Below are 26,183 nucleotides of genomic sequence, written 5' to 3'. Positions count from 1 at the left end.
AATCGTTTCCCCCTACACGCGTATGCTCGGGGCGTGGTTGAGCATCGGATGATCGACGTCAATGGCATACAACTGCACATCGCGGAGCAGGGCGAGGGCCCGCTCGTGGTGCTGCTGCACGGTTTCCCGGAGTCCTGGCACTCCTGGCGGCACCAGTTCGGTCCGCTGGCGGAGGCCGGTTTCCGGGTGGTCGCGCCCGACCAGCGCGGGTACGGCGGCAGCGACCGCCCCGATGACGTGGCCGCGTACAGCATCCTCCACCTGGTGGGGGACGTGGTGGGGCTGATCCACGCGCTGGGCGAGGAGCGGGCGTTCGTCGTCGGACACGACTGGGGTGCCCCGGTGGCCTGGCACACCGCCCTGCTGCGGCCGGACGTGGTGCGCGGGGTGGCCGGGCTGAGCGTGCCGCCGCCGTTCCGCGGCAGCCGGCCCCCGCTCCAGGCCATGCAGGAGCGGTTCGAGGGCCGCTTCTACTGGAACTACTTCAACCGGCCCGGCGCCGCCGAGGCCGAGCTCGGCGCCGACACCCGCACGGCGCTGCGCAAGCTGCTGTACTCCACCTCCGGTGACGCGCCGGGCGCCGGGCGGCCCGAGCAGGCCCTGGTCGACCCGGAGCGCGGCTGGCTCGCGGACGCCCCGGACCCCGAGGTGCTGCCCGCGTGGCTCACCGAGGGCGACCTCGACGTGCTCACCGAGAGCTTCGAGCCGGGCTTCACCGGCGCCCTCAACTGGTACCGCAACCTGGACCGCAACTGGGAGCTGACCGCCCCCTGGCAGGGCCAGGTCGTCTCCCCGCCCGCGCTGTACATGTACGGCGACCGGGACCTGGTACCGGCGTTCCCCGGCACGCCCGAACTGATCGAGCGGCTGCCCGAACTGATGCCGAACCTGCGCCGCGAGCCCCTCGTGCTGCCGGGCTGCGGCCACTGGACGCAGCAGGAGCGGCCCGCCGAGGTGAACGAGGCGCTGATCGGGTTCCTGACGGAGCTGCGGGGCTGACGTCCCGTCGCCCGGGGCCCGAGTCAGTCCTCGACGGGGGCCCGGCCGGTGACCTTGCAGTGGTCGACCGAGTCCACCGCGCTCGAGTCGCCCACCCGGACGTCGACGGTGGCCTTGCCGTTCGCGGGGACCGTGACGTCGCCGGACCGGCTGACGACGGTGATGCCCAGATCGTCCTCGAAGGTCACCGAGACGGAGAAGTCCGCAGTGCGGCCGTTGGGGTTGCTGACCTCGACGGTCGCGTAGGGGGCCGTCGGGGTCGCGCAGCTCACCAGCCGCGCGGTGCCGTCCTTCAGGGCCTTGCCGCTGCCGGAGCCGGAGGAGGACGTCGGCGTGGAGCCGTAGTCGGGCCTGCGGGTGTAGGAGCTGCCACCCGTGCTGCCGCCGGTGCTGCCGCTGTAGTCATCGTCGTCGTCGGAGCCGTAGGAACCGCCGCTGGAGGTGGACGAGCCGTAGGCGCCGCCGCCGGAGGTGGACGACCTCGAACTGTCGTGGTCCTGGCTGGAGCTGCTGCACCCGCCGCCGCCTCCACCGCCCCTGTGGCCGTGGCTGCCGCCGCGGCCCCGGCCGGAGGAGAAACCGGTCAGTGCCAGCACCACCAGGACCAGCACCGCCGTGAACCTGAGCCTGCGCCCCCGTGTCTGCATGCCGGAGAGCCTAGTGATCTCCTGTCACGGTCATGTCACCGCATGGCGACCGGAGCGTGCCCGGCGTAGCGTCGGGGTGGGAAGCGGTGAACGGACCGCTCCCCACCAAGCGACGGCCGCCGTCCGGAGCCCCTTCCGCACGCCGGTGCGACGGCCGTCCCGGGCTGCCGGTCGGGCGGTCCGGCACGGGTGTGCCGCGCTCGTCAGGCGGTGCGGGCCGTGCCCGTGCCCTTCTCCGCGTCCAGTGCGTACACGCAGCGGTCCTTGCTGCACGCGTACACCACCCCGTCCCGGACGACCGGGGAGCCGGTGATCTCGCCGCCCGTGGCGAGTTTCCAGCGCAGTCGGCCGTCGTCGGCCTTCAGGGTGTAGAGCAGGTGGTCGGTGGAGCCGAAGTGGATCCTGCCCTCGGCGACCGAGGGGGCGCCCACGATGTCGCCGCCCGCCTGGAAGCGCCACTTGGGCGTGCCGGTGACCGCGTCGAGGGTGTAGAGGCCCTTGCCGCTGCCCACGTGGACGTGGCCGGCGGCGACCAGGACGGGGTCGACGCAGGAGCGCGACTCGGTGGCGATGCGCCAGCGGTCGCGGCCGTCGGTGGCGTCGAGGGCGTAGACCGTGCCGAGGTAGTCGGCGAGGTAGATGCCGCCGCCGGTGACGGCCGGGCCGGGGACGAAGGTGGGCGGGCAGAGGAACACCGCCGGGGCCTCGAAGTGCCACTTCACGTGCCCCGCGGCCACGTCCAGGGCGAGGACGCGGGTGCCGGCGCAGACGTAGACGTAGCCGTCGGTGGCCTGGGTGAGCCGGATGGGGACGCCGCCGCAGGAGGCCGCGTCGCCGATCGGGTACGACCAGCGCTCCTCGCCGGTGCGGGCGTCCAGGGCGCGCAGCCGGGCGTCCTGCCACACGTAGACCGTGCCGTCGTGCAGGACCGGCCCGGCCTCGGGGGACTCGAAGTCGGTCTGGCAGCCGGTGATCTCCCAGAGCTTCTGGCCGCCGGAGGCCTCCCAGCCCTGGACACCGCCGCCGCGGGTGCCGGTGACGACGGTGCCACGGCCGGCCTGGAGCGTGTAGACCCAGGCGTCGGTCTGCAGGCGCCACAGGTCGGCGCCCTCACGCGCGTCGAGGGCGAAGAGGGTGGGCCCGTCGGAGGCGTGGATCCTGCCCTCGGCGACCGCCATGGACCAGGCGACGTCCCGGGTCTTGAAGCGGCGGCGGCCGGTGGCGACGTCCAGGGCGTGCACCTCGAAGGAGGTGACGTAGACCAGGTCGTCGGCGACCGCGGGGGTGCCCCAGACGTCGTTGGACATGCGGAAGCGCCAGGGCCGCCAGCCGCCGGCCTGCTCCGGCGGCGCGGCCGGGGCCGGGGGTGCGGCGACGGCCGGGCCCACGGCGGGGCCGGTGCCGTTGACGCCCGGGCGGGGCTTGGACCAGGAGGCGGCGAGGGCCGCCTCGGGAGGGGGTGCCTTGACGGCGGCGGCCCGCACGTCGGCGACGCGCGGGCCCGGGCCGATGGGCACCTGCGCGCCGGCCAGCCGGACGGGGCCGGTGTCCGGGCCGCCGCCGACCGGGGCGGCCACGGAGGCGGCGGGCACGGGCGCCGGGACGACGGGGTCGTGCGCGGGCGGGGGCGGGATGGGCGCGGGACCCGGAGCGGGACCGGGGCGTCCGCCGCCGCTGCGGCCGGTGCCCTGGGCGGGCTTGCCGGCCGGGCGGCCGTTGCGGCGGGACTCGATCAGGCCCACGGCCCGCTCGGGCAGCCACGCGGAGGCCGTGCCGCTGTCGTCGGAGCCGGAGCCGAAGAGGTGCGGGGCGAGCTGGGCCTGGAGGTCGGCCGGGTTGGGGCGGGCCGTGGGGTCCATCTGCATGCAGGACTCGATGAGCGGCCGCAGTTCGTCCGGGAGCCCCTCCAGGTCCGGGCCCTCGCGCAGCAGCATGAAGACCGTCTCGACCGGGTTGGCGCCGTGGAAGGGCGGGTGCCCGGTGGCGGCGAAGACCAGCATCGAGCCCAGGGAGAAGACGTCGCTGGCGCCGGTGACGCTGCGGGAGTCCTTGGCCTGCTCGGGGGACATGTAGGCGGGGGTGCCGACGGCGACGTTCGTCATGGTCAGACGCGTGTTCGACACGCCCGACGCGATACCGAAGTCGATCACCCGGGGGCCGTCCTCCACGACGAGGACGTTCGACGGCTTGAGGTCGCGGTGCACCAGGCCCGCGCCGTGGATGGACTGGAGCGCCTCGGCCACGCCCGCCGCCAGCCAGCGCACCGCCTGGGCCGGCATCGGGCCGCAGTCGTTCACTATCTCCTCGAGGGAGGGCGCGGGAACATACGCGGTGGCCAGCCACGGCACGGCGGCGCGCGGGTCGGCGTCCACGACCGCGGCCGTGTAGAAGCCGGAGACGGCGCGGGCCGCCTCGACCTCACGCGTGAAGCGGACCCGGAACAGCTGGTCCTCGGCGAGCTCCGTGCGGACGGTCTTGATCGCCACGCGCCGGCCGGACGCCGAACGCGCGAGATAGACCAGCCCCATGCCGCCGGCACCCAGCCGTCCCAGCACCTCGAACGGCCCGATCCGCCGCGGATCGTGCTGCGTCAGCTGATCCACCACTCTGCCTGCCACCTCCCCGTACGAGCCGCGCCAAGCCACATGTTCCACGCGACCTTCGTGCAGCGTCTCACCACCGCACCGCCATGGCGGCACGCACCCTGATTCTTCCTGGCCGGAGCGCTGGTGGCGAACCCGGTGACAATTGGGATGTCTCGGCATGGACGCGATCAAATGCTGACCAAATCATGCCTGCTCAGCGGCGCAGCAGCGCGAAGGAGGCCCCCTGATCGTCCGTGACGACCGCGGCCTCTCCGTACGAGGTCTCGAAAGGCGGGGCCTGGACCCGGCCGCCGAGCCGCCGCACGTCCTCGAGAGCGGCCGGCACGTCATCGACGGCGAAGTGGACGAGGAAGTGGGGCGGCATCCGCTCGGAGAACACGTTCGTGACGGGGGCCCGGCCGAAGTCGGGCTCGGCGTCCGGCCCGAACAGGGCCTCCCGGAAGAGATCGCCGTAGAACGCGTTGGCCGCCTCCGTGTCCCGGGCGTACAGCTCGACCCAGGCGAAGGTGCCCGGCTCGTGCCGCTTGCCGAAGCCGGGGTGGCCCTCCGGCTGCCACAGGGCGAAGACGGCGCCCTCGGGGTCGGTGACGAGCGCGGTGACGCCCAGCTCGCCGGCCGGCACCGGGGCCGAGACGACCTGACCGCCCGCGTCCCGGATGCGCCGGGCCAGGGCCGGTGCGTCCGGGGTCGCGAAGTACACCGTCCAGACGCTGGGCAGCCGCCCGTCCACCTTGCGGACCAGGGCGGCCACGGGTTCGCCGTCCTTCAGCGCCTGCGCGAAGGAACCGAACCAGTCCTCGAAGGTCCACCCGAAAAGTTCACCGTAGAACCGCTTGCCCGCCTCGACGTCCGGGAGCTGCGCGTCCACCCAGCAGGGGACGCCCTCTCCGTACACCGCTGCCCTGTTTTCGGCCATGCCGACAACGTAACCGCGACCGCCGCACGCCGCAGACCAGGCACACCAGCCCCCGCACTCCCTTGCACCCCATTTGCAGTCGGCCGAATCGCGCCCCGATCACGCCTCGGTAAGCTGACGTCATGACAGGACAAGTGCGTACCGTCGACGGCCGCGTGGCCGGCCGGCGTGGGCAGGCGACCCGGCAGAAGCTGCTCGACTGCCTCAGCGAGATGCTCAGCTCCTCCCCGTACCGGGACGTCAAGGTCATCGATGTCGCCCGGAAGGCGGGCACTTCGCCCGCGACCTTCTACCAGTACTTCCCGGACGTCGAGGGCGCCGTCCTGGAGATCGCCGAGCAAATGGCGACCGAGGGCGCCGCGTTGACCGAACTCCTGGAGGGCCGCTCCTGGGCCGGCAAGGCCGGCTGGCAGACGGCGCAGGAACTCGTCGACGGTTTCCTGGAGTTCTGGCGCAAGAACGACGCCATCCTCCGGGTCGTCGATCTCGGCGCCGCCGAGGGCGACAAGCGCTTCTACAAACTCCGCATGAAGATCCTCAACTCGGTGAACAACTCCCTGGCGGACGCGGTCGCCGAGCTCCAGGCCAAGGGCAGGGTCGACAAGGACGTGAACCCGGCGGCCGTCGCCGGTTCGCTGGTCGCGATGCTCGCGGCCGTCGCCTCCCACCAGAAGGGCTTCTCCTCCTGGGGCGTGAAGCAGGCCGAACTGAAGCCGAACCTCGCCCTGTTGGTGCACCTCGGCGTCACCGGCCGGAAGCCGACGAAGTAGCGCGGCGCGAAGCCTTCTTACCTACCAAGTCCTGTCTGGCAGGCGGTGGTCCACCCGGGTGGACCACCGCCTGTCGCGCTTGCGCGCCCGGCGTCCCTACCTCCGTACGAGCCGGAACACCCGGATCTCCCGCTCCACCCGCGCCTGGTACGCCGCGTACGGCGGCCAGAACGCCAGCAGCGCCCGCCACGCCGCCGCCCGCTCCTCCCCCGCCAGCAGCAGGGCCGTGACCGGCACGTCCCGGCCCTTCCAGCTGATCTCCGCCTCGGGATGCGCGAGGAGGTTGTGGCTCCAGGCGGGGTGTCCCGGCCGTCCGAAGTTGGACCCGACGAGGATCCAGTGGCGCCCGCCGTCCTCCGGCATGCAGGCCAGCGGGGTACGACGGGGCAGCCCGCTCCTCGCCCCGGTCGAGGTCAGCACCACGCCCGGGAGCATCTGCGCGCTGAGCAGCACCTTGCCCCTGGTGAGCCGGTGCACGGCCCGGTCGAGGGCCGGCACCACGTGCGGCGCCACCCGAGCGAAGGCCCTGGTCGACGACACCTTCTGCACCACGCGTGCGCCCCTCATGTGCCGGCCTCCTCGAAGACGTGGGCCGCGTCGGCCGCGTGCGCCCGCAGCCGGTGCACCGGCCCGAACAGCAGCTCGTCGCCCGCGGCGCGCTTGAAGTACAGGTGAGCCTCGTGCTCCCAGGTGAACCCGATGCCGCCGTGCAGCTGGATCCCCTCGGCGGCGGCCCGGCGCAGCGCTTCGAGCGCCTGGGCGAGAGCGAGAGCACCGGCCCTTTCGTCGGGGGCGGTGGCGGCCGCCCAGGCCGCGTAGTACGCCGCCGAGCGGGCCGCCTGGACCTGGACGTAGGCGTCGGCCAGGCGGTGCTTGACCGCCTGGAAGGAGCCGACCGGCCGCCCGAACTGCTCACGCCGCCCCACGTACTCGACGGTCCGTTCCAGCACCCGGGCGGCGGCCCCCACCGCCTCCGCGGCGAGGCAGGCGGCGACGGTGTCGCCGAGCCGGGCGAGGGCGGGCAGGGCGTCGACCGTCTCGTCGCCCAGCAACTCCGCCGGGGCGTGGCGCAGTTGGACACGGCCCTGTGGACGGGTCGCGTCCAGTGCGGTCTGCCGTACGCGGGTGAGGCCGGTGGCGTCCCCGCGCACGAGGAAGAGCAGCACCCGGGAACGGGCGAACCCCCCGGTGTGCGCGGCGACCACGAGCAGCTCGGCACTGTGCCCGTCGAGGACCTGGTCGGCCTGCCCGTACAGCTGCCAGCCGTCCTCCGCCCGCCGGGCCTGCACACCCCCGGCCCGTCCCTCACCGGCCCACTGCCCGCGCCGGTCGCGGCCGGTGAGCGCGAGGGCGGTGGCGAGGGCGGGCCCCGGTACGGCGAGGGCGGCGGTGAGTTCGCCGGTGGCGATGCGGGGCAGGAGCGCGGCGCGCTGGGCGCCGGTGCCGAGGGCGAGCAGCAGCGGGGCGGCGAGGACGGCGGTGGCCGGCAGCGGGGTGGGGGCCAGGACCCGGCCCGTCTCCTCGCAGGCCAGAGCCAGCTCGGTCACGGTGCAGCCGGCACCGCCGTAGGCCTCGGGGAGGGCCAGGGCGGGCAGGCCGAGCTGCCCGGCGAGGAGGGCCCAGAGGGCGGAATCGTGCCCGGCCGGGGTGTCGACGGCGGCCCGCAGCTCCTCGGGACCGCACCGCTTGCCGAGCAGTTCGCGCAGGGTGCGGCGGATCTCGTCCTGTTCGTCGGTGAAGCGGGCGTCCATGGCGCACCTCTCTCCGCATCTGACGGTGCGTCATATTAGGGCGCCGGCACGGAACAGGGAAGCGCGCCGGCATGGAACAGGGAAGCGCGGAGCCCTGCCGTCGCGGCCTGCATCTGATGTACCGTCAGATTCATGGTGGCCCGGAGGAAAGTGGCCGTCGTCGGCGCGGCTCTCTCGGACTGCGGCCGCGTGGACGACGCGACCCCGTACGCTCTGCACGCCCAGGCGGCCCGGCGCGCCCTGGCCGACGCGGGCCTGGACCGCTCGCTGGTCGACGGCTTCGCCTCGGCCGGTCTGGGCACCCTGGCGCCCGTCGAGGTCGCCGAGTATCTGGGGCTGCGCCCCACCTGGGTCGACTCCACCTCGGTCGGCGGCTCCACCTGGGAGGTCATGGCGGCCCACGCGGCGGACGCGATCGCGGCCGGGCACGCCCGCGCGGTGCTGCTCGTCTACGGCTCGACGGCCCGCGCGGACGTCCGGGCCGGCCGCCGCACCGGAACCCTGTCCTTCGGCACCCGCGGCCCCGTGCAGTTCGAGGTCCCCTACGGCCACACCCTGATCGCCAAGTACGCCATGGCCGCCCGCCGGCACATGATCGAGTACGGCACGACGACCGAGCAGCTGGCGGAGGTGGCGGTGCAGGCCCGGGCCAACGCGGCCCTCAACCCGGAGGCGATGTACCGCACGCCGATCACGGTCGACGAAGTGCAGTCCGGGCCGATGATCGCGGACCCCTTCACCAAGCTGCACTGCTGCGTCCGTTCCGACGGCGGGGCGGCGGTGCTGCTGGTGGCGCAGGAGTACGTACGGGACTGCCGTAGGTCGCCGGTGTGGGTGCTGGGGCACGGGGAGTCCGTCTCGCACGCCGCGATGTCCGAGTGGCCGGACTTCACGGTGTCCCCGGCGGCGGTGAGCGGGAGGCTGGCGTTCGAGCGCGCGGGAGTGCGGCCGTCGGAGATCGACTTCGCCGAGCTCTACGACGCGTTCACCTACATGACGCTGGTGACACTGGAGGACCTCGGCTTCTGCGGCAAGGGCGAGGGCGGGGCGTTCGTGGAGAAGGGGCGGCTGCGGGTCGAGGGCGGCGAGCTGCCGGTGAACACCGACGGGGGCGGGCTGTCGGCGCAGCATCCCGGGATGCGGGGACTGTTCCTGCTGGTGGAGGCGGTGCGGCAGCTGCGCGGGCAGTGCGGGGAGCGGCAGGTGCGGCGCGGCGACGGCTCGCTGCCGCGGCTGGCGGTGGCGTCGGGGACGGGGGGCTGGTTCTGCTCGTCGGGGACGGTGGTGCTGGGGGCTGGGTGAGGGGGCTGCGCTTGCCTCGGCGGACAGGGGCCGGTCAGAGGCGGGGCGAGAGGGGGTGCGCTGCCCTGGGCGGGCACGGTCGGGCAGGGCGGGGCGAGAGGAGCTGCACTGCCCCGCGCAGTCCGGCGCGGCCCGGTCGTCCTCCCCCACCACCCGCGCCGGCAACCGGTGACAATCGAGGCATGGCACCCGATCTTCACGAGCTCCTGAGGTCACTGCGGGTCTGGGACCCGAAGGTCACGGACCTGCCCTCCTTCGAGCCGGCCCACGCACCGGCCACTCCCCTGCCCCTGTTCACCGAGTGGTTCGCGGCGGCGGTGGCGGCCGGCCAGACCGAGCCGCACACCATGTCGCTGGCGACGTCGGACGAGTCGGGCCTGCCCGACGTACGGATCGTGATGCTGCACGGCGCGGACGCCGAGGGCTGGTCCTTCGCGTCCCACGCCGGCAGCCGCAAGGGACGGCACCTCGCGGGCCGCCCGTACGCCGCGCTCGGCTTCTACTGGCCGGTGCTGGGCCGGCAGGTCCGGGTGCGCGGCCCGGTGACGGCGGCCCCGTCCGAGGAGGCCCAGGGCGACCTGCACGCCCGGTCGACGGGCGCACTGGCGGCGGCGCTGACCGGCAGGCAGAGCGAGGTACTGCCCTCCCTGGACGACCTGGCCCGGGCCTCGGAATCGGCGTGGGAACGGGCGTCGCGGGAGCCGGAGGCGCCGGTCCCGTCCTGGACGCTGTACCGGCTGCGGGCCGAGGAGGTGGAGTTCTTCCAGGGCGACGAGCGACGGCGGCACGTCAGGCTCCGCTACCGACGGGAGGAGGAGCGGGACGGGGAGGGGTGGTCGCGGGAGCTGCTGTGGCCGTGAGGACGGGCGGCCCCGGCCTCGTTCCGGGGACCATCGGGTCCGGGGGCGTTCGTCCGGCGATGGACGTCTACGTGAAGTCGTACACCGCGAAGTCCGCCACCGGGCGATAGCCGATGCGCTGGTAGAGGCCGTTGCTGGTCGGGTTGGACAGGTCCGTGAAGAGGAGGACCTCGTCCGCTCCGGCGGCCAGGGCGGTGCGGCTGACCTCGGCCGTCGCCGCGCCCGCGTAGCCGCGGCCACGCAGGTGGGGTGGGGTGTAGACGGGGGCGACACGGACCTGGCCGGCGACCCGGGGGCTCGTGCCGGCCATGGCGACCGGTGTGCCGTCGGGGGTCTCCCAGAAGGTGATGCTGCCGTTGTCGATGCGGGCGTCCGCCCACTCCGCGGAGTCGCGGACGGTGCCCAGGCCGACGGATTCGCTGAACTCGTCGTGCCAGCGCCGCAGTCGCTCGCGGTCGGACTCGCCGGCGACCCTGGGGCGGCCGGGCGGTACGGGTCCGGGTGCGGTCAGGGTGCCGAGCCTGTAGAGCCGCTGGCGTTGGCGCAGGGCGGCCGGGGCGCCCGTGTGCCGCTGCCAGGCCGCGGCGAAGGCGGCTGCGGTGTCGCGGTCGGCGTTCACGCCGGGCAGGCGATGGCCGAGGGCGGCCAGACGGGCGGCGAGGGCGTCGGCGTCCTCGGGGGTGAGGGCCGTGAGGTTCAGCCAGTGCGGCGGGGTGCGGAAGAAGGTCGCCCGGACCGCACCGTCCCGTTCCAGTACGCCGAACTCCGGTGGCCCCTCCCCGTACACGCTCCGGCCGCGGGCCCGCAGGGTCTCCGTGACCGTCAACGGCACGGTGTGCAGCGCCGGCCGGGAGTGGAGGAAGGCGCCCGCGCGGGCGAGGAAGTCGTCGAGGTCAGGGGTGAGGTACCAACTGCCCGTGGTTGTGCTGTTCGTGTCGGTGTCCATGGTTCATGGTGCCGTCCACCCCTTGACCCGCACCCCTGATTTTCGGCAGGCCCGGGAGGCTCACGTGCGAGGATCCGCCGGCTCCGGGTCCGTGGCCAGGCGGGCGTGCAGATGGGCGTCCCGGAACGCGTCGTGCCGGTCCTCCTGGAAGATCGCGCCGCGCAGGGTGCCCTCGTACGGGAACCCGCATCTCTGCGCGATCCGGCACGAGGCGTCATGGCCGACCGCGTGGTCCAGCTCCAGTCGGTGCAGACCGAGTTCCGTGAGGGCCCAGCGTGCGGCGATCAGGAGGGCCCGGGTGGCGACGCCCTGGCCGCGGGCCTCGGGGAGCACCCAGTAACCGACCCGGGCGATCTTCAGGTGGTACTTGATCTCGTTGACGCCGATGTGCCCCAGCGGGGTGTCGCTGCGCGCGTCCGCGACGCGGAACGACACCGACGTCCCCTCCAGGGCACTCTGCGCCCGCGCGAGCAGTGACTCCCGCGCACTCGCCCGGTCGACGACCGGCCGCAGCGGGGTGTTCCAGCGCCGGAACTCCGCATCACGCAATCCTCGCAGCCACGTGTCGACGTCGGCTCCCGACCCCGGATCCCAGGGGCGCAGACGGAGGCCGTGGCCGTGCAGTTCCGGGTGGGGTCCGGTCGGGGAGTGGTCACGTATGGGGGCCATGGGGCCCATTCAATCCCCCGGGGCGCGTCCCGGGACGCCCTGGCGGGAAGAAGTCGCCACCCCCGAACACCCGGGTTCCGGGACGCCGGGCTCCTGGCGCATCGGCCGTTCAGCCCCCGGCGACGGGCCGGAACACCGGGACCCCCTCCCGGAACACCACCTCCAGGTCCGCCCCGCCCGACAGTCCCACATCCTCACCGTCCCGGTGCGGTGCCGCCACGACGATCTCCGTCATCATCCGTGGCCCCTCGGCGAGTTCGACCACGGCGGCGACGTACGGGACGCGGTCCGAGAACGGCGGCAGGTCGTTGCGGTGGACGACGGACCAGGTGTAGAGCGTGGCGCGACCGCTCGCCGTCTCCCACGTCACGTCCTCGCTCCAGCAGTGGGGGCAGAACTCACGCGGGTAATGGTGGGCCCGGCCGCAGGCCCCACAGCGGCGGATCAGCAGCCTGCCCTCGGCTGCGGCGTCCCAGTACGTCCGCGTGAAGGCGTCGGCCTCGGGCAGGTCGAAACGGCCGGTCATCAGAACAGCCCCAGCGCGCTGTCCAGCGACCACACCTGCCAGGACATCCCGAACAGCCCCACCACCGACACCAGCGCCATCATCGAGTTCTGCCCCTGCTCGGCGACGTCGTGGACCATGAGCGTGAAGTACAGCGCGTTGAGGAGGAACCCGCCGACCAGGGCGACCGGGGTGAGGAAGCCGGTGACCAGGCCCAGTCCGAGTGCGAGTTCCGCGTAGACGACGACGTAGGCCATCACGCGCGGGCGCGGCGCCACGGCCGCCTCGAATCCCGAACGGACGGCGCTCCAGCGGTGCTCGGCGGCTATCCCGGCCGCCCACTCGATGCCGGTGCCCCGCTCGAACCAGGCCTTGCGGTCCTTGTGCCGCCAGCTCTCCAGCCACCACAGCCCGAGCCCGATCCGCAGCACGGCCAGCCATTCCGCTCCGGTGAGCCAGATCGCGTCCATGCGACCTGACGGTACGTCAGATCTGCCGATGCGCAAGGCCCGCTGCAGCGCCCATGGACCACCCGCCCGGAAGCCCGCCCCGGAGGGCATCCGCCACCCCGCCATCCGTCACCCCATCCGTCACCCCGCCCGCCATCCCCCATCCCCCATCCCCCACCGCCATCCGCCATCCGCCATCCGCCAGAAACGATCACCACCCCGCCACAACCAGCCCCCGGCGCCACGAGCCCCACCCCCACTCCCTACAGCCGTGATCAATCCGAAACCAATTCCGGTCTTGACCGAGACCCATCAAGCAGTCCCGTGATTACGCTCGCGCTCATGGCCGACTCCACATCCCCCACACACGTCTCCGCACCGCCCCCACCCGACCGCCCCGTCTACGTCATCGGCGGCGGCCCCGGCGGGCTCTCCGTGGCGTACGCGTTGCGTGCCCGGGGCGTACGGGCCGTCGTTCTGGAGAAGTCCGACCATGTCGGGGCGTCCTGGCGCCGCCACTACGACCGGCTGCACCTGCACACCACACGCCGCCTCTCGGGCCTGCCCGGGCTGCCGATGCCGCGCCGGTTCGGACGGTGGGTGTCCCGGGACGACGTGGTGCGGTACCTGGAGAAGTACGCCGAGCACCACCGTCTGGAGATCGTCACCGGCGTCGAGGTGTCCCGCGTCGAGCGGACCCCCGACGGCACGGGCTGGCTGCTGCACGCCACCGGCGGCCGGGAACTGACCGGCGCGGCGGTGGTCGTCGCCACCGGCTACAACCACACCCCGCGCCTGCCCGACTGGCCCGGCCGGTCCGCCTTCACCGCCGAGTTGCTGCACGCCGGCGAATACCGCAGCGGAAAGACCTACGCGGGCCGGGACGTCCTCGTCGTCGGGGTCGGCAACACCGGCGCCGAGATCGCCGTCGACCTGGCGGAGAGCGGCGCCTCCCGGGTCCGGCTCGCCGTGCGCACGGTCCCCCACATCGTGCGCCGTTCGACCGCCGGCTGGGCCGCCCAGTACAGCGGCATCCTCGTGCGCCGGCTGCCCGTCGGCCTGGTCGACCGGATCTCCCGGGCGCAGGCCAGGGTCGCCGTGCCCGACCTGTCGGCCCACGGGCTGCCGCGCCCCGACACCGGGCTGTACACACGGGTGAAGCAGGGGGCGATCCCGGTGCAGGACGTCGGCCTGATCGATGCGGTGCGCAAGGGCAGGGTGGAGATCGTGGCCGCCGTGGAGGGCTTCGAGGACGGCGACAAGATCGCCCTGGCCGACGGCAGCCGGATCTCCCCGGAGGTGGTGGTCGCCGCCACCGGTTACGTCCGCGCCCTGGAGGACCTGGTCGGCCACCTCGGCGTCCTCGACGACCGCGGCAGGCCCGTCGTCCACGGTGCCCGCACCCCGAAGACCGCCCCCGGCCTGTACTTCACCGGCTTCACCAACCCGATCAGCGGCAACCTCCGCGAGCTGGCGCTGGACGCGGTGAAGATCGCGAAGGCCGTCGCGCGGAACGGCTCGAGGAGCGTGTCCCGCCTGCCGGGCTGAGGGACCGGAGCCCCCTCGGTCGACAGCTTCGACGGTTTCGGCAACTTCGCCCGCCCGCACCGTTCCTGACGTCGCATCATTTCAGTAATCTGACAGAGCGTCAGTTAGCGGCTGTCTCACAGGAGCGGGCGGAAACGATGCTTGGATCGACTCACGGCACCCTCACCACCGACTCCCGCCGGACCCGGGCCCTCGCCTGTGGCGAGCGGTCCGGACCCGTCGTGCACGGCAGGCCGGCCCAGTCGGGCGACCTCGACGTCAGCGGGCGTCCGCTGCACGCCGACGTACCCGATCTCGACCGTTTCTTCCGCCCCCGGTCCGTCGCCGTGATCGGCGCATCGGACACCGAGGGCCGCCCCAACACCGGCATCACCCGGCAGCTGGCCGACTGGGCGGAGCGGGTCGGTGCCCGGCTGTACCCGGTGCATCCCAGCCGGCCGGCCGTCTTCGGCATCCCCTGTTCCCCTTCCGTCGCCGGTCTGCCCGAGCAGGTCGATCTGGCCGTGGTGCTGGTCGGCGACCCGCTGCCGGTGATCGAGGAACTGGCCGAGGCCAAGGCCCGGTTCGCGGTCGTGTTCGCGTCAGGCTTCGCGGAGACCGGGCCCGAGGGCGAGGCCGCCCAGCGGCGACTGGCCGCCGTCGTGGAGCAGTCCGGGATGCGGCTGCTGGGGCCCAACACCAACCTCAACGCCTTCGAGCGGTTCCGCGACGACCTGCAGGGCCCGGCGATCGCACTGATCACCCAGTCCGGCCACCAGGGCCGCCCCGTCTTCGCCCTCCAGGAACTCGGCATCCGCCTCTCCCACTGGGCCCCCACCGGCAACGAGGCCGACCTGGACAGCGCCGACTTCCTCTCCTACTTCGCCGAACAGCCCGAGGTCGGCGCCATCGCCTGCTACCTCGAAGGGCTGAAGGACGGCCGCTCCTTCCTGCTCGCCGCCGACCGGGCCGCCCGGCGCGGAGTCCCGGTCGTCGCCGTCAAGGTCGGCCGTACCGAGACCGGCGCCCGCACGGCCGCCTCCCACACCGGCAAACTGACCGGCGCCGACGCGGTGGTGGACGCGGCACTGCGCCAGTACGGCGTGATCCGCGTCGACGGGCTCGACGAACTCCAGGACACCGCCGCCCTCCTGGCCCGGGCTCGACCGCCCCGGGCCGACGGCGTCGTCGTCTACTCCATCTCGGGCGGCACCGGCGCGCACGTCGCCGACCTGGCGACCGAGGCCGGCCTGAGCCTGCCGGTCCTGTCCGCGGCCAAACAGGCCGAGCTGCACCAGTGGATCCCCGCGTACCTGTCCGTCGCCAACCCGGTCGACAACGGCGGGCATCCGGTCGGGGACGAACGCGGCCGGAAGATCATCGACGCCATCCTCGACGACCCCGAGGTGGGCGTGCTGATCTGTCCGGTCACCGGTCCGTTCCCGCCACTCAGCGACCGGCTCGTCCGGGACCTGGTGGACGCGGCCGAGCGGACCGACAAGCTGGTGTGCGTGGTGTGGGGGTCACCGGTGGGCACCGAGCCCGCCTACCGCGAGGTCCTGCTGGGCTCCTCCCGCGTGGCCACCTTCCGCACGGTCGGCAACTGCCTCACCGCCGTCCGCGCCCACCTCGCCCACCACCGCTTCACGACCGCCTACCGCTCCCCCTTCGACGAGGCCCCGCGCACCCCCTCGCCGTCCTACCGCAAGGCGCAGGCGCTGATGCAGCCCGGCCGGCAGCTCAGCGAGCACGCGGCGAAGCAGCTGCTGCGGGCGTACGGCATCCGCGTACCGCGCGAGCAGCTGGTGACCAGTGCGGCGGCCGCCGTCCGCGCGGCCGGGCTGGTGGGCTACCCGGTGGTGATGAAGGCCTCCGGCGCCCGTATCGCCCACAAGACCGAGCTGGGCCTGGTGAAGGTGGGCCTGACCTCGGCCAGCCAGGTCCGCGACGCCTACCGGGAGCTGACCGACATCGCCCGCTACGAGGACGTCGCCCTGGACGGCGTCCTGGTCTGCCAGATGGTCGAGCAGGGCGTGGAGATGGTCGTCGGCGTCGCCCCCGACGACCTGTTCGGCCCGACCGTGACCGTCGGACTCGGCGGTGTGCTCGTCGAGGTGCTGCGCGACACCGCCGTGGGGGTGCCGCCCTTCGGGGAGGAGCAGGCGCGGGACATGCTCGCCGGGCTGCGTGGCCGGCCCCTGCTGGACGGGGTCCGGGGGCGGCCGCCGGCGGATCTGGACGCGCTGGTCGAGGTGGTCCTGCGGGTGCAGCGCATGGCCCTGGAACTCGGTGACCGGCTGGCGGAACTGGAGATCAACCCGCTGATGGTCCTGCCGCAGGGGCAGGGTGCCGTGGCGCTGGACGCGCTGGCGGTGTGCCGCTGATGACGGAGCCCACGGTGCTGTGCACGACCACGGACCAGGTCCTCACCGTCACTCTCAACCGGCCCGAGAGCCTCAACGCCCTGACGCCCGGGCAGCGCGAGGAGGTCATCGGGCTGCTGGCGAAGGCCTCGGCCGCGGCGGAGGTGCGGGCCGTCGTGCTCACGGGGGCGGGCCGCAGCTTCTGCTCCGGAGCGGACCTCCGGGGCGCCGGCGCGCCCGGCGAACGCCTCGCGGGCGACGTCGCACGCACGCTGCGCACCGGTGCCCAGCGTCTGATCGCCGCCGTCCTCGACTGCGAGAAGCCGGTGATCGCGGCGGTCAACGGCACGGCGGCCGGCCTCGGCGCGCACCTCGCGTTCGCCTGTGATCTGGTCCTGGCGGCCGAATCGGCCCGCTTCGTCGAGGTGTTCGTGCGCCGCGGCCTGGTTCCCGACGGCGGCGGTGCCTACCTCCTGCCGCGGCTCGTCGGCCCGCAGCGGGCGAAGGAGCTGATGTTCTTCGGCGACGCGCTCACCGCGCCGGACGCCGAACGTCTCGGGCTCGTCAACCGGGTGGTGCCCGACGGGGAGCTGCCGAAGACGGCGCGCGCCTGGGCCGAGCGCCTCGCCGCCGGGCCGACCCGCGCCCTCGCCCTGACCAAGCAGCTCGTCAACGCCTCCCTGGACACCGACCGCGCCACCGCGTTCGCCGCTGAGGCCGCCGCGCAGGAGATCAACATGACGACGGCGGACGCGCGGGAGGGCGTGCGGAGCTTCGTGGAGCGGCGGGGCGCGGAGTTCAGGGGACGCTGACCCTTCCTATCTGACGGATCGTCAGCTTCAATGAGGGCGTGATGGGACAAGCAGGGATGGCGGAAGCTGCCGTGCGTTACCTCAGATCGGTCCGCACGGCCGCCCCGGAGCCGGTCGAGGCGCTGCCCCGACCCGAACTGCGCTGTGTCGGTGCCGACGAGCGGGCGCCGCTCGACCCACGGGAGTTCCGCAGGGTCCTGGGGAACTTCGCGTCGGGCGTGGCCGTCGTCACGGCACCCCCCGCCACGGCCGGCGACCCTCCCGCCGGCTTCGCCTGCCAGTCCTTCACCTCCCTCTCCCTCGACCCGCCCCTGGTCGCCTTCATGGTCGGCCGCACGTCGACGACCTGGCCGCGGATCGCCCGCGCCGGGGTGTTCTGCGTGAACGTCCTGGGCGCCGGTCAGGCCGAGCTGTGCCGCTCCTTCGCGGTGAGCGGCGCGGACAAGTTCGCGGGGGTGGCGTACGACGCGGCCCCGGCGTCCGGCTCACCCCGCCTGACGGGCACCGTGGCGTGGATCGACTGCACGATCCACGCCGTCCACCCGGGCGGCGACCACCTGATCGTGGTCGGCCGGGTGGACGCCCTCGGCGCGGACGCCGACGCCGACCCGGACGGCCCGCTGCTCTTCCACCGGGGGCGCTTCGCGGGAGTGACGACACCGTAGGGCATGGGCTGCTGCCCTCGTGGTGCTCAGGCCACCGCCAGCCGCCACAGTGACGTGATCTCGCCGACCCGGGCGGTGTGCAGCGGATCGCCCGTGTCCCGCGAGCGGGCGTGGCGCGGGCGGGTGTCCAGCCGGCCCACGACGCGCAACCCCGCCGCTTCGACGAAGGCGGGCACCTCGCCGCGGTCGCGCAACCCGAGCCGCTCGGCCAGGTCGGACAGCACGAGCCAGCCCTCGCCGCCGGGTTCCAGCCGGCCGGCGAGCCCGTTCAGGAAGCCCCGGAGCATGGCGCCCCCGAGTCGTAGACGCCGAGGTCGAGGTCGGAGGAGGGCCGGGCGGGGAGCCAGGGCGGGTTGCAGACGACGAGGTCGGCACGCCCGCCGGGGTACAGGCCGGGTCCGGTGACGCGGAGCCCAGCGCCGGTACGTGCACGCCCTTCTTCCGCCACTCCCGGGCACTGATCACACCCAGCAGTTCCGTGAGGGCGACGGCGACCGGCCCGCCGGACGGCGGTCCGTAGGCGTCGCCGCACGCTCGGCGCACGTCCGGCGCACGGCGCAGCGCCAGGGTGTGGTCCTCCTCCAGCAGGACGAGCAACTTGCCCAGCACACGGGCGCGATGGCCGCGGGACCGGCGGTGGGCGTGGAACGCCTCGGCCTCAGAGCCCGGTGTTCCGGGCGCGCTGCGGCCGATACGGCGATCCATGGCGCGCAGCAGCCGGCGGGCGTTGTGGAAATCCCCGCGCCACAGCAGCGCGGTGCCCTCACGGGCCAGCCGGTGGGCGACGACGACCCGGTGGGGCAGGGGCAGCCCGGACTCAGAGTGCCGGCGGGCGGAACGGGGTTGAGCCTCGATCCAGTGGATCGTGGACACGGCAGACTCCTCGGAAGGTCGAACGTGAGCGAACGCGCGAAGCCACGACGACCACGTCACCGAGGACCATGCCGAGTGTCATCAACGAACCTTTCGGGCAGAGGAGTTACCGGGACCAGGATAGGCCCGGCACGGCCCCCGCCCCGCCGCCACGAGAGCGGCCGAAAGCACCCGCTGCGCAGGACCCGGGTCGGGTCGCGGAACCGCCACCGCTGATCCGGACACCGACGGGTCGGAAAGGGACAGCCGTATGAACACCGAGGACGGCGGGCAGGAGCCGCCCGAACACGCCCGCTTCGCCGCCCATCTGGCCGGACTGGAGCAGGTCACCGACGCGGACGAGTCCGAGCTGGTCGCCGGAGTCCTCGCCGACCCGGACCCTGTGATGGCCGGGGCCGCCGTGGTGCGCCACCTCGACCGCCGTGCCGAGGAGTTGTGCCCCACTCCCGTATGGGAGGAGTGGGCGCGGGCGATGGCCCGGGTGGTGGGCGACCGTCCTTTCCTGGTCCGGCGTCTGCGGGAGTGGGCCCTGTACCGTGCCGTCACACTAGGGCTGCCCTGGGATGAGGACGACCTGCTCGCGTCGTCCGACTGGCTCCAGCTGAGGACCGCGGCCGGGTCGAGCCCGGAGGCCCTCGCCGTCCTCGCCGAGCGCGGGCGGACGAAGCGGATCCGCGGCACCGCCCGGGGCGGCCTCACACGGCTGAACCCCGCCTGAAGGGCGGCGGGTTCAGGCCGCCGTCGCGAGGACCGGCCTGCGACGGATCACCAGCGCCATCAACGCCGCCGCCGCGCACAGCGCCCCCGACGCGTACCAGACCACGTCGTACGTGCCGAACGTGTCGCGGGCGACACCGCCCAGGAAGGCGACGAGGGCGGCGCCGACCTGGTGGGAGGCGAGGACCCAGCCGAAGACGATCGCGCTGTCCTCGCCGTACTGCTCGCGGCACAGGGCGAGGGTCGGCGGGACCGTGGCGACCCAGTCGAGGCCGTAGAAGACGATGAAGAAGATCATCGGAGGGTGGACCGCGGGGCCCAGCAGGAGCGGGAGGAACATCAGGGACACGCCCCGCAGCGCGTAGTACACCGCCAGCAGGCGACGCGGCTCGAAGCGGTCGGTGAACCAGCCGGAGGCGATCGTGCCGACGACGTCGAAGACGCCGATGACGGCGAGCAGGGACGCGGCGGCCTGGACGGGCATGTGCGCGTCGTGGGCAGCGGGGATGAAGTGGGTCTGGACCAGGCCGTTGGTGGAGGCGCCGCAGATCGCGAAGGTGCCGGCGAGCAGCCAGAACGGACCGGTGCGCACGGCCGAGAGCAGCACGGTCACGGCCCGGCGGGCGGCGCCGGGGACGGGCGGGGGTTTCGGCACGAACTCGGGGGCGCCGTACGGCTTCTGGCCCACGTCGGCCGGATGGTCGCGCAGCAGGAGCCACACGAACGGCACGACCGCGAGCGCGGCGAGCGCGACCGTCACGGCCGCCGGACGCCAGTCGTAGCGGTCGATGATCCAGGACAGCAGGGGCAGGAAGATCAACTGGCCGGAGGCCGAGGCGGCGGTGAGGATGCCGCTGACCAGCCCGCGCCGTGCGGTGAACCAGCGGTTGGTGACGGTCGCCGCGAAGGCCAGCGCCATGGAACCGGACCCGAGGCCGACCAGCAAACCCCAGCACAGCATCAGCTGCCAGGCCGCGGTCATCCACACGGTGAGCCAGGAACCGGCGGCGATCACGGTCAGGGCGACCGCGACGACCCGGCGGATGCCGAAGCGGTCCATCAGGGCCGCCGCGAACGGGGCCGTCAGGCCGTACAGCGCGAGGTTCACCGAGACGGCGGCGCCGATGGTGCCGCGCGACCAGTCGAACTCGTCGTGCAGCGGGTCGATGAGCAGGCCCGGCACGGAACGGAAGGCAGCGGCGCCGATGATCGTCACGAAGGTGACGGCAGCGACGAACCAGGCTCGGTGCACGCGCACTCGGGTCGGCTTCGGCGGCTGCTGGACGGACGCTGCTTCGGTTGTCTGGGTCACGTCGTAGAGCTTCCGGCCTGCGGTGCGCTCCATCGAGTGGCCCGAAGGACAGCATTCGTCAGGATCGGGCCATAGGATCCGGGCATGAGCCGTGAGCCGGAGTTCCGCCCGCACCGCGTGGTCGTCCTCGCCCTCGACGGCCTGCTCCCCTTCGAGCTGGGCATCCCGCACCGCATCTTCGGCCGCCCCCGGGACGCCGGAAGACGCCGGCTGTACGAGGTCGTCACCTGCTCGGTCCGCCCGCCGGGCCCGGTGCAGACCGACGCCGACTTCGCCATCCAGGTCGAGCACGGCCCCGAGGCCCTGGCCACCGCCGACACGGTGATCGTCCCGGCGTCGTACGAACTCGGCCCGGTCTTCGAGCAGGGCGTGCTGACCGGCGAACTGGCCGCCGCCCTCGCCCTCATCCGTCCCGGCACCCGGCTCGCCTCGATCTGCACCGGCGTCTACGTCCTCGCCGCCGCCGGTCTCCTCGACGGCCGGCCCGCCACCACCCACTGGGCGGACGCCGACCGGTTCCAGCGGTTCTTCCCGAAGATCGAGGTCGACCCCGACGTGCTGTTCATCGACGACGGCGACGTCCTGACCTCCGCCGGTGTCGCGGCCGGCATCGACCTGTGCCTGCACATGGTGCGCCAGGACCACGGCACGGCGGTCGCCAACGACGTGGCCCGCCGCATGGTCGTACCGCCGCACCGCGACGGCGGCCAGGCGCAGTACATCCACCGGCCGGTGCCGGACCCGCAGCAGGCGACCACGAGCTCCGCCCGCGCCTGGGCCCTGGGCCGTCTCCACGAGCCGATCCAGCTGCGCGACATGGCCGAGCGGGAGTCCATGTCGGTGCGCACCTTCACCCGCCGCTTCCGCGAGGAGACCGGCGTCAGCCCCGGCCAGTGGCTCACCCAGCAGCGCGTGCAGCGGGCCCGCCACCTCCTGGAGTCCACCGACCGCTCCGTCGACCAGGTGGCGCGGGACGCGGGCTTCGGCACGGCCCAGTCGATGCGCCAGCACCTCCAGTCGGCGCTCGGTGTGACGCCCACCGCCTACCGGCGCACGTTCCGGGCGGAGAACGGCACCGCGCCCGCCCTCAAAAGGTGAGCACCGCCCGCGCCACCCGCCCCGCCTCCGCGTCCGCCGCCGCCTTCTCGAAGTCCTCGACCGGATAGGTCCGGGTGACCAGCTCGTCGAGCAGGAGGCGCCCCTGGCGGTACAGCTCGGCGTACAGGGCGATGTCCCGCTGCGGGCGGGAGGATCCGTAGCGGCAGCCCAGGATGGACTTGTCGAGGTACATCGAGGAGACGCGGAAGGACGCCTCGGCCGTGGCGGGCGGGACGCCGAGGAGGATCGCCTGGCCGTGCCGGTCCAGCGCGTCGATCGCCTGCCGGATCAGTTCCACCCGGCCGACGCACTCGAAGGCGTGGTCCGCGCCCGTGGGCAGAAGGCCGCGCACGCCCTCGGCCGAGGTGAGGAAGTCGGTCGCGCCGAACCGCCGCGCGGCCTCCTCCTTCGCCGGGATGGCGTCGACGGCGACGATCCGCCCGGCACCCGCCAGCCGCGCCCCCTGGAGCACGTTCAGGCCGATGCCGCCCGTCCCGATGACCAGGACGCTGTCACCGCGGTCCACCCGCGCCCGGTTGAGTACGGCGCCCACCCCCGTCAGCACCCCGCACCCGATGAGCGCGGCCGACGTCAGCGGGATGTCGTCGGGGATGCGGACCGCCTGTACGGCCTTGACGACCGTGCGCTCGGCGAACGCCGAGTTGGACGCGAACTGGTGCACCGGCGAGCCGCCGTGGCCGAACGGCCGGCCCGGGCGTCCGATGGCGCGCCGGCACATGGTCGGCCGCCCCCGGTCGCACTCGGCGCACGTGCCGCAGTTCGCCAGGGTGGACAGCGCCACGTGGTCCCCGGGCACGACATGGGTGACGCCCGCACCGACCGCCTCCACGACCCCGGCCCCCTCATGGCCCAGCACCACGGGAACGGGGAACGGAATGGTCCCGTCCACCACCGACAGATCGCTGTGGCACAGCCCGGCCGCCGAGATCGCGACCCGCACCTCGCCCGGCCCGGGCTCGCGCACCTCCAGGTCCGTCACGACCCGGACCTGCTTCCCGTCGAAGATCACGCCTCGCATCACACGGCCCCCTCGGGCTCCCTGGGCAGGCCGAGCACCCGCTCGGCGATGATCGTGCGCTGGATCTGGTCCGAGCCGCCGTAGATCGTGTCGGCTCGGGAGAAGAGGAACAGGTGCTGTGCGGCGTCCAGTTCGTACGGCGCCGAGGCCGACCAGTCGGCGGGGCCCACCCCTGCCGCCGTGCCCCGCACCAGCACGGCCAGCTCCCCGAGCCGCTGGTGCCAGCCGGCCCACAGCAGCTTGGCCACGCTCGGGGCGCCCTCGTCACCGGAACCCCCCAGGGTGCGCAGGGCGTTCCAGCGCATCGTGCGCAGCTCGGCCCACTGCCGCACGAGCCGTTCCCGTACGGCGGGATCCCGCGCGGCGCCGGACTCCACGGCCGCCCGCACCACGGCGTCCAGTTCCTCGGCGAACCCGATCTGCAGGGCCAGGGTGGACACCCCGCGTTCGAAGCCGAGCAGGCTCATGGCGACGCGCCAGCCGTTGCCCGCGCCGCCGACGACGTGCTCCGCGCGGGCGCCGTCGAAGAAGACCTCGTTGAAGTCGCTGGTGCCGGTCATCTGCCGGATGGGGCGGACCTCGATCCGGCCGGGCTGGTCCATGGGGACGAGCAGGAAGGACAGGCCGTGGTGCCGCGCCGAGCCGGGTTCGGTCCTGGCGAGCACGAAGCACCAGTCCGCCTCGTGGGCGAGCGACGTCCAGATCTTCTGGCCGGTGACGCGGTACGTACGGCCGTCCGGTTCGGGCACGGCCGCGGTCCGGATCCCGGCCAGGTCCGATCCGGCGCCGGGTTCGCTGTAGCCCTGGCACCACAGTTCCGCTCCGGCGGCGATCGGCGGCAGGAAGCGCGACTTCTGCTCGCCGGTGCCATGGGCGACGAGCGTCGGGGCGAGCAGGTTCTCCCCGATGTGCCCGGAGCGCGGGGGCGCCCCCGACCGCGCGTACTCCTCGGCCCACACGACCTGCTGGGTGAGGGTGGCGGTCCGGTTGCCGTACCCGCCCTCCCCCCACCCGAGCCCGATCCACCCGGCAGCACCGAGCGTGCGTTCCCAAGTGCGTCGGTCGATCTCGCCCTTGACGTGCGAGGCCAGCCAATCGCGAGCCTCGCTGCGAAACGCGTCGTCCTCCGGCGTGAAGCCAAAGTCCATCGGGCTCTCCTCTCACCGGCGCCGCAGGGGCGAATCCCCCAAGGGGCGCGGGGAACTGCGCGAACAACCACACACAACCGGCACGCGCCGAACAACACGCACCCCCGCGCTACGGGGCGTTGGGCCGCCGCCCCTCCCCCGCCGCCCTCTCCATCTCCCCCACCCGCTCCAGCATCGGCATCGGATCCACCCCCACCGACCCGGGCAGAAACTCCGCGATCCGTTCCACCGTCCATCCGCCGGAGGCGTACGCGGCCCGCACCTCCCTCGGCTGCGCCCACACCGCGATCTTCGCCCCGGCCACCGTGTACACCTGCCCGGTGATCCCCTCCCGGGAGGCCGCGTCGGACAGCAGGTACACCACCAACGCGGCGACGTCCTCCGGCTCGCCGATCTCGGCCAGCTCCGTCGGCACCCCCGCCGACATCCGGGTCCGCGCCACCGGCGCCACCGCGTTCGCGGTCACCCCGTACTTGTGCAGCCCCAGCGCGGCGCTGCGCACCAGCGAGATGATCCCGCCCTTCGCGGCGCTGTAGTTGGCCTGGGAGACGGACCCCTGGTGATTGCCGCTGGTGAAGCCGATCAGCGTCCCGGCGCGCTGCTTCCGCATGACCGCGGACGCCGCCCGGAACACCGTGAACGTGCCCTTCAGGTGCGTCGCGACGACCGGGTCCCACTCCTCCTCGGTCATGTTGAACAGCATCCGCTCGCGCAGGATCCCGGCCACGCAGACCACGCCGTCCAGCCGCCCGTACGACGCCAGCGCCACGTCGACGACCCGCTGGCCGCCCGTCATCGTGGAGATGTCGTCGGCGACTGCCACCGCCTCCCCGCCCGCCGCCTCGATCTCCTTCACCACGGCCTGGGCGACCTCACTCGCCGGCGAGCCCCCGTCGACCGTGACGCCGTAGTCGTTGACCACGACCTTCGCACCCTCGGCCGCCGCCGCGAGCGCGACCGCCCGGCCGATGCCCCGCCCCGCACCCGTGACGGCGACGACCTTGCCTGCCAAGAAGTTCCCCACGCCCGGCCCCTTCCCGTCCCACGGTTTCTGACGGACCGTTAGATTGTCGGTTCCCGAATTCTACGACCCGTCAGATATGGGAAGACAAGCCCCGGGGAGGACTCATGTCACTGCCGGACGCGTTCCACGACATCGCCAAACGCGTGAACAACTGGGGGCGTTGGGGAGCCGACGACGAGATCGGCACGCTGAACCTGATCACCGACGAGGTCGTCCGACAGGCCGCGGCGACCGTCCGCACCGGCCGGCGCGTCCCCCTCGCCCTGCCCCTCCAGCAGGACGGCGTGCAGACCGGCGTGATCCCCGGACGCGTCAACCCCCTGCACACCATGGTGCAGATCAACCAGGAGATCTTCGGCCCTGGCACGGTCGCGTGCAGCGACGACATCGTGACCATGGGGCTCCAGGCGGCCACCCACTGGGACGCGCTGCCGCACGTCTCGCACTCCGGCCGGCTCTACAACGGCCGCCCGGCCGGCACCGTCACCCCGCACGGCGGCGCCGCGTTCAGCGGCATCGGCACGGTCCGGCACCTGGTCTCACGCGGAGTGCTGCTGGACGTCGCCCGGGCCCGGGGCACGGACCGGCTCGACGGCGGGTACGCCGTCACACCCGAGGACCTGGACGCCGCCGAGGAGCTGGCGGGTACGCGCGTCCGGGCGGGGGACGTCGTGCTCGTGCGGACCGGGCAGATCCAGACCTGCCTGGCCGGGGACCGGCACGGCTACGCGTATCCGTCGCCGGGGCTGTCGATCCGCACCCCGGAGTGGTTCCACGCGCGCGATGTCGCGGCCGTCGCCAACGACACCCTGACCTTGGAGGTCTTCCCGCCGGAGGTGGCGGACCTCTGGCTGCCGGTGCACGCGCTCCACCTCGTGGAGATGGGCATGCCGCAGGGCCAGAACTGGAATCTCGAAACGTTGTCCACAGCCTGTGGAGAAGTCGGCCGGTACGCGTTCCTGCTGACGGCCACCCCCGAGCCGTTCACCGGGGCGACCGGCTCTCCGGTGGCACCGGTCGCCGTCCTGTAGGCCGTACGGCGGACCGGCGGACCGGCGGGCCACAGGACCCGTCTCCGCACCGGGCCGCCACCCGCTGCAGCTGGATGGCGGCGCCGCGCTGCTCGCCCCGAGCACGGCAGCGCGCGCCGCCACCCGACTCCGGCGCTCCCGCCCCGGCTCCCTG

At 73.5% G+C, this 26,183-nt stretch carries 24 protein-coding genes and 1 pseudogene; 11 read left to right on the top strand and 14 right to left on the bottom strand.

Annotated features, from left to right (window positions below; translation table 11 throughout):
- The first annotated feature begins 48 nt into the window (after positions 1–48).
- On the top strand, positions 49–999 hold the full coding sequence (locus tag AB0B29_RS10135; protein ID WP_362237236.1) for an alpha/beta fold hydrolase: 951 nt from the start codon (positions 49–51) through the stop codon (positions 997–999).
- A 23-nt stretch (positions 1,000–1,022) separates the two neighbouring features.
- On the opposite strand, the gene AB0B29_RS10130 is transcribed toward AB0B29_RS10135, so the two are convergent.
- From AB0B29_RS10130 to AB0B29_RS10120, 3 genes are all read right to left on the bottom strand, one after another.
- A complete protein-coding gene (locus AB0B29_RS10130; protein WP_362236499.1) occupies positions 1,023–1,646 on the bottom strand; it encodes a hypothetical protein in 624 nt (207 codons plus the stop codon).
- 203 nt (positions 1,647–1,849) lie between these two features.
- On the bottom strand, positions 1,850–4,252 hold the full coding sequence (locus tag AB0B29_RS10125) for a serine/threonine-protein kinase (RefSeq protein ID WP_362237233.1): 2,403 nt from the start codon (positions 4,250–4,252) through the stop codon (positions 1,850–1,852).
- 193 nt (positions 4,253–4,445) lie between these two features.
- Positions 4,446–5,168 (bottom strand): VOC family protein, encoded by a 723-nt coding sequence (locus AB0B29_RS10120; RefSeq protein WP_362236497.1) that lies wholly within the window; start codon positions 5,166–5,168, stop codon positions 4,446–4,448.
- Positions 5,169–5,290: 122 nt separating this feature from the next.
- Between AB0B29_RS10120 and AB0B29_RS10115 the strand changes: the two genes are divergently transcribed.
- Complete coding sequence (locus AB0B29_RS10115; RefSeq protein ID WP_167345935.1) at positions 5,291–5,938, top strand: TetR family transcriptional regulator; 648 nt, start codon at positions 5,291–5,293, stop codon at positions 5,936–5,938.
- 96 nt (positions 5,939–6,034) lie between these two features.
- Here the strand turns inward: AB0B29_RS10115 and AB0B29_RS10110 are convergent, their stop codons facing one another.
- Positions 6,035–6,505, bottom strand: coding sequence for a nitroreductase/quinone reductase family protein (locus AB0B29_RS10110; RefSeq protein WP_362236494.1), 471 nt, complete (start codon positions 6,503–6,505; stop codon positions 6,035–6,037).
- Positions 6,502–7,689: an acyl-CoA dehydrogenase family protein gene (locus AB0B29_RS10105; RefSeq protein ID WP_362236491.1), complete on the bottom strand. Its 1,188-nt coding sequence runs from the start codon at positions 7,687–7,689 to the stop codon at positions 6,502–6,504. Before AB0B29_RS10105 ends, AB0B29_RS10110 begins: the two co-directional genes overlap by 4 nt.
- A 132-nt stretch (positions 7,690–7,821) precedes the next feature.
- Here AB0B29_RS10105 and AB0B29_RS10100 point away from each other — a divergent pair, with 132 nt between their 5' ends.
- The gene (locus AB0B29_RS10100) at positions 7,822–8,991 is read left to right on the top strand and encodes a thiolase C-terminal domain-containing protein (protein ID WP_362236488.1); all 1,170 of its coding nucleotides are present in this window, start codon (positions 7,822–7,824) and stop codon (positions 8,989–8,991) included.
- Between the two features lie 182 nt (positions 8,992–9,173).
- Positions 9,174–9,851 (top strand): pyridoxine/pyridoxamine 5'-phosphate oxidase, encoded by a 678-nt coding sequence (locus AB0B29_RS10095; protein WP_362236485.1) that lies wholly within the window; start codon positions 9,174–9,176, stop codon positions 9,849–9,851.
- Positions 9,852–9,918: 67 nt separating this feature from the next.
- Here AB0B29_RS10095 and AB0B29_RS10090 read toward each other — a convergent pair whose 3' ends face one another.
- The 4 genes from AB0B29_RS10090 to AB0B29_RS10075 form a co-directional block, all read right to left on the bottom strand.
- The gene (locus AB0B29_RS10090; RefSeq protein WP_362236482.1) at positions 9,919–10,797 is read right to left on the bottom strand and encodes a GNAT family N-acetyltransferase; all 879 of its coding nucleotides are present in this window, start codon (positions 10,795–10,797) and stop codon (positions 9,919–9,921) included.
- A gap of 60 nt (positions 10,798–10,857) precedes the next feature.
- Positions 10,858–11,466, bottom strand: coding sequence for a GNAT family N-acetyltransferase (locus tag AB0B29_RS10085; protein WP_362236479.1), 609 nt, complete (start codon positions 11,464–11,466; stop codon positions 10,858–10,860).
- Positions 11,467–11,575: 109 nt separating this feature from the next.
- A complete protein-coding gene (locus tag AB0B29_RS10080) occupies positions 11,576–11,992 on the bottom strand; it encodes a Zn-ribbon domain-containing OB-fold protein (protein ID WP_362236477.1) in 417 nt (138 codons plus the stop codon).
- Positions 11,992–12,441, bottom strand: coding sequence for a DoxX family protein (locus AB0B29_RS10075; protein ID WP_362236474.1), 450 nt, complete (start codon positions 12,439–12,441; stop codon positions 11,992–11,994). The genes AB0B29_RS10080 and AB0B29_RS10075 overlap by 1 nt, the downstream gene beginning before the upstream one ends.
- A 321-nt stretch (positions 12,442–12,762) precedes the next feature.
- Here AB0B29_RS10075 and AB0B29_RS10070 point away from each other — a divergent pair, with 321 nt between their 5' ends.
- The 4 genes from AB0B29_RS10070 to AB0B29_RS10055 all read left to right on the top strand — a co-directional run bounded on the left by AB0B29_RS10070 (position 12,763) and on the right by AB0B29_RS10055 (position 17,787).
- Positions 12,763–13,968, top strand: coding sequence for a flavin-containing monooxygenase (locus AB0B29_RS10070; RefSeq protein WP_362236472.1), 1,206 nt, complete (start codon positions 12,763–12,765; stop codon positions 13,966–13,968).
- Positions 13,969–14,105: 137 nt separating this feature from the next.
- Positions 14,106–16,331, top strand: a complete 2,226-nt coding sequence (locus AB0B29_RS10065; RefSeq protein ID WP_362236469.1) for an acetate--CoA ligase family protein — start codon at positions 14,106–14,108, stop codon at positions 16,329–16,331.
- Positions 16,331–17,122, top strand: a complete 792-nt coding sequence (locus AB0B29_RS10060) for an enoyl-CoA hydratase/isomerase family protein (RefSeq protein WP_362236467.1) — start codon at positions 16,331–16,333, stop codon at positions 17,120–17,122. The genes AB0B29_RS10065 and AB0B29_RS10060 overlap by 1 nt, the downstream gene beginning before the upstream one ends.
- A 56-nt stretch (positions 17,123–17,178) precedes the next feature.
- Entirely contained in the window at positions 17,179–17,787 is a 609-nt protein-coding gene (locus AB0B29_RS10055; protein WP_362237230.1) for a flavin reductase family protein, read from the top strand.
- 26 nt (positions 17,788–17,813) lie between these two features.
- Here the strand turns inward: AB0B29_RS10055 and AB0B29_RS10050 are convergent.
- Positions 17,814–18,660, bottom strand: a pseudogene (locus tag AB0B29_RS10050) (methyltransferase).
- A 250-nt stretch (positions 18,661–18,910) separates the two neighbouring features.
- Between AB0B29_RS10050 and AB0B29_RS10045 the strand changes: the two are divergent.
- A complete protein-coding gene (locus AB0B29_RS10045) occupies positions 18,911–19,378 on the top strand; it encodes a hypothetical protein (RefSeq protein WP_362236464.1) in 468 nt (155 codons plus the stop codon).
- A 12-nt stretch (positions 19,379–19,390) separates the two neighbouring features.
- Here the strand turns inward: AB0B29_RS10045 and AB0B29_RS10040 are convergent, their stop codons facing one another.
- The gene (locus tag AB0B29_RS10040) at positions 19,391–20,689 is read right to left on the bottom strand and encodes an MFS transporter (RefSeq protein ID WP_362236461.1); all 1,299 of its coding nucleotides are present in this window, start codon (positions 20,687–20,689) and stop codon (positions 19,391–19,393) included.
- 84 nt (positions 20,690–20,773) lie between these two features.
- On the opposite strand from AB0B29_RS10040, the gene AB0B29_RS10035 reads away from it, so the two are divergent.
- Positions 20,774–21,787, top strand: a complete 1,014-nt coding sequence (locus AB0B29_RS10035; protein WP_362236458.1) for a GlxA family transcriptional regulator — start codon at positions 20,774–20,776, stop codon at positions 21,785–21,787.
- Here the strand turns inward: AB0B29_RS10035 and AB0B29_RS10030 are convergent.
- The 3 genes from AB0B29_RS10030 to AB0B29_RS10020 form a co-directional block, all read right to left on the bottom strand.
- Entirely contained in the window at positions 21,777–22,826 is a 1,050-nt protein-coding gene (locus AB0B29_RS10030) for a Zn-dependent alcohol dehydrogenase (protein WP_362236455.1), read from the bottom strand. The two genes, AB0B29_RS10035 and AB0B29_RS10030, sit on opposite strands and share 11 nt — an antisense overlap.
- Positions 22,826–23,974: an acyl-CoA dehydrogenase family protein gene (locus AB0B29_RS10025; RefSeq protein ID WP_362236452.1), complete on the bottom strand. Its 1,149-nt coding sequence runs from the start codon at positions 23,972–23,974 to the stop codon at positions 22,826–22,828. The genes AB0B29_RS10030 and AB0B29_RS10025 overlap by 1 nt, the downstream gene beginning before the upstream one ends.
- Before the next feature lie 109 nt (positions 23,975–24,083).
- Entirely contained in the window at positions 24,084–24,998 is a 915-nt protein-coding gene (locus AB0B29_RS10020; protein ID WP_362236449.1) for an SDR family oxidoreductase, read from the bottom strand.
- Positions 24,999–25,102: 104 nt separating this feature from the next.
- Between AB0B29_RS10020 and AB0B29_RS10015 the strand changes: the two genes are divergently transcribed.
- A complete protein-coding gene (locus tag AB0B29_RS10015) occupies positions 25,103–26,029 on the top strand; it encodes a cyclase family protein (protein WP_362236446.1) in 927 nt (308 codons plus the stop codon).
- Positions 26,030–26,183: the final 154 nt, after the last annotated feature.

The organism is Streptomyces tibetensis (assembly GCF_040647715.1).
Taxonomy (GTDB): domain Bacteria; phylum Actinomycetota; class Actinomycetes; order Streptomycetales; family Streptomycetaceae; genus Streptomyces; species Streptomyces tibetensis_A.
Note: the sequence above shows the minus strand (reverse complement) of the source record. Positions and strands in the feature narration are given on the sequence as shown.